Genomic DNA, 3,149 nt, shown 5'->3' with positions numbered 1-3,149 from the left:
CGGCCTAAATTCAATGCCAGGTCATTTTTTTGCCGCCTGCAGCGCAGGTTATCTTAGCGTTATGCTCTTTGGAGGAGAAATTAGTTGAGTTGGTATGGTGCTAGAAGCGTTTACCACTTCGGAGTCAATTCTGAGGGCTTGAATATCTTTGAAGAAAGAGTAGTTTGCATTAAAGCTGATTCTTTCAAGAGAGCGCATAGTAGAGCGAGAAAAGAAGCTAAGGAATATGCTGAAAGCAATGGCTTTGATATGTATCCAGAGCAAGTTTGTTATAAACAGGGTGGCGATAAGCTTATTAAAGATTACGAAGTTTGGTCCGAGTTGTTTCAGTCAAACATGAGTCTTGAATCTTTTTATCAAGAGCGTTATTTAAAGTATTTATATGTCCCAGAACAAGCATAACCAGGCCAGGCAAGATCGCCCAGCTAGAGGCTGGGCTGGACAGCCTACGCTCCGCTCCAGCTGCCCTTGCTGGCAACGTTATAAGTCATGATGAGAAAATGCCCAAAATGCAAAGAGAAAACTGTAAAGGTAAAGATGTTATCTTTCTCAAGTAGAATGCATTGTGAGAATTGCTTTTTCCAGTATGAATATGCAGCCTTATCTAAGAGGGTAATAGCATTCGGATGGGCGTTTATACCTATTCTTGCTATTTACTTGGGATTGAGATTTCAAAGTTTACTGGTTTTTGGCTCCTTACTACTAGCGGGTCCGTTTTTAGCTGAGTTTGTTTTTGCAAAATACTGCCCACTAAAGCCAGTTAGTGCCAGGGCGTTAAGGAAGAAACATCGTGGTAAAAACTTATAACAAACTGCGGCACAATCGCCCGCAAAAAGCGCGGGCTGGACTCGCTACACTACGTTTCGCTCGCCTGTGCGCAGAGCGTTAGGTGACTTTGTGAATCTACTTTTAGATCATTTTGCTTGTAATCCTATCATTGATGAATTGGTTTACTGGCCACCAAGGAAAATTCTGAGAGTTCAATTTGATATTGTTGGGCATGGCATGGAAGTTGAGTTTGAGGATGAAGCAGTATATACAATGCCTTTGTCGAATCGGGATATATCGAACTGGCTAGATGAAGCACTTTATTTGATTGCTACACAGACAGATATAGAAGTAGTGTTTAAAAACAAAAAATACAATCTACTAGATACGCAAGATCAGACGGAATTGAAATTAGAAGTAGAAAGGAAGAAAGCGGAGCTTATAAGTAGTACCTTAGAAAAATTCAAAGAATCTCCAAACGATCCATATACAAGGCAATGGATTGCAGAACAGTTCGGTTTCAATTACCGTAACTTACCAGCAGGAGTCGAACATCTATTGCGGCGGTTGCGTGAAATCACCTAACAAGGCGATGAATTTCGTTCCGGCCCTGCGGGCCTCCACCGGACAGCCCACGCTGCGCGTGGGCTGCCGATTATCGCGGCGTTAATGGTCAAGAATCAGTATAAACAAGAATCAGTATAAAGATGAAAATAGCCTTGGTATTTGTGGTAGCGATACTCTACTCGTGGATCTGTGAGTGGCTTTTTGGTTACACCTCCACCTTGTATGTCCCAGTAGATATCCAAACCTCGCCAATACTGTATCAAGCGATGCTGGTAATTTACGGTCTGTGTGCCGTTCTAATTTTTGCTTCATTGGTAGCAATTTTGATTGTCAGGCTTCGGTCCAAACAACCTGTCAAGCTATCGGTGCTTTTAGGTATTCCATTAATTCCTATTTCAATTTACGGCGTTGTTAACTTTCTGGAGGTAGCGCCGGCACTATCAGATCTTGTTCTTAGCTCTGGATTTCTAGTGAGTACAAGTGTAAATGTTCTTCTGGCGATTTCTGTGCTTCCGGTACTTGTTCTCTTGCTAAGGAGCAAAGCCCATTAACAAACGCAAGCAGGCTGCTATAGCCCTTCGGGCCTCCGCGGGACGCCCAACGCTGCGCACCTTTTGCGCGGTCGCTTCGCTCCCATTATTGCGCAAAAGGCGCACAACATTGGTCGCCCCTGTTGCGGGCGTTATTGGTCGCTCGCTCCGGTTTTGCGCGGGTTCAGTTAAGAATAGCAGGTGATTATTAGCTTGCTGTATAAAAAAACAGTATTGGCGGGAAAGCCCATAGTCAACGGTTCGACCTTCGTGTAAGCTTCGAAGCTTCAGCGACGCTCGCATAACGAAGTTGATGCGGACGGCGCAGCCGCTTCGAAGCAAGGCCGCGAACCTAGTGCTGCTAATTTTTCTCTCCGAATCGTGGTAGACAGTAAAAGAAAGATATTTGTAGTGAATTTGTACACAGTGCCACGAGCAACAAATAACAACCCGATGATGCGGAAACCTAAAAATTGTCATTCCCTTTGCTTACGCAAAGGCACTGCCAACTTTCTTAACGGTTCCGCATATCTATTTCGTTAGAAGGCTACGAAAATGAAACGAGTATTTATATTGGCATCGTTAGTAATGCTTTCAAGCTGTTCCACAATTAAGGCGTCAGACCCCTTTCTTGATGAACAACTTGTAGGCGATTGGGTTGGTGAAAGAGAGAATGTTGTAGGGTGTGATTACTATTCCTGGGCAACTAAAAGAAACTCCGATGGAACATATCAGATTACATTCTACGAAGATTCGAATCGAACAGTCGATGTCCATAGTGAATCTGGCCGATGGTGGGTAAAAGAATCGGTTTTCTATAACAAGTCAGAGAGTGTAATGAAGGAACCTGACGCATATGATTACAAAGTTATATCATCTGAAATAGTCGAATTTAATCAAATTTCAGCTGATCAATCCGTAGACTGTATGGGTGATTATTCTTTTAAGGATATCCGGCGTTGAAAAACCTTCTAACAAAGCGCTGCACCCGACTCCGGCACTATCGCGCCTCCGCGGGTGAGCTTGGCGTTATGCCCATAAATGACAATGGATACATCTTATGATTTCAATAGAGTTTTTGATTACTTCTTTGGTGGTTGTTCTTATCCCTGGAACGGGAGTCTTGTACACAGTCGCAACGGGTTTATTCGTTGGAAAACGGGCTAGGGAACCTCTGAATAATTCCGAGCCAATTTGGTAGTATTCAGTTATCCGTCAAGGCTACGATAGATCATGCACCAAGTCACCTTTGCCGAAGCAGAATACAATCTGAAGCGCCGTAAA

Annotated in this window: 4 protein-coding genes; all 4 read left to right on the top strand. The window is 43.5% G+C overall.

Annotated elements, in window-relative coordinates; translation table 11 throughout:
* The first annotated feature begins 84 nt into the window (after positions 1-84).
* The 4 genes from ACCI51_RS19360 to ACCI51_RS19345 all read left to right on the top strand — a co-directional run bounded on the left by ACCI51_RS19360 (position 85) and on the right by ACCI51_RS19345 (position 2,828).
* Positions 85-402, top strand: a complete 318-nt coding sequence (locus ACCI51_RS19360; RefSeq protein ID WP_371845069.1) for a DUF4288 domain-containing protein — start codon at positions 85-87, stop codon at positions 400-402.
* A gap of 495 nt (positions 403-897) precedes the next feature.
* Positions 898-1,353 carry a hypothetical protein gene (locus ACCI51_RS19355; RefSeq protein ID WP_371845068.1) on the top strand — a complete coding sequence of 152 codons (456 nt, stop codon included), beginning with the start codon at positions 898-900 and terminating at the stop codon, positions 1,351-1,353.
* Positions 1,354-1,475: 122 nt separating this feature from the next.
* Positions 1,476-1,886, top strand: coding sequence for a hypothetical protein (locus tag ACCI51_RS19350; RefSeq protein ID WP_371845067.1), 411 nt, complete (start codon positions 1,476-1,478; stop codon positions 1,884-1,886).
* A gap of 534 nt (positions 1,887-2,420) precedes the next feature.
* Complete coding sequence (locus ACCI51_RS19345) at positions 2,421-2,828, top strand: hypothetical protein (protein ID WP_371845066.1); 408 nt, start codon at positions 2,421-2,423, stop codon at positions 2,826-2,828.
* Positions 2,829-3,149 lie beyond the last annotated feature (321 nt).

Origin of the sequence: Microbulbifer echini, from assembly GCF_041447225.1 — a bacterium.
In the GTDB taxonomy this organism is placed as follows: domain Bacteria; phylum Pseudomonadota; class Gammaproteobacteria; order Pseudomonadales; family Cellvibrionaceae; genus Microbulbifer; species Microbulbifer echini.
This window is presented reverse-complemented; position numbering and strand designations above follow the sequence as displayed.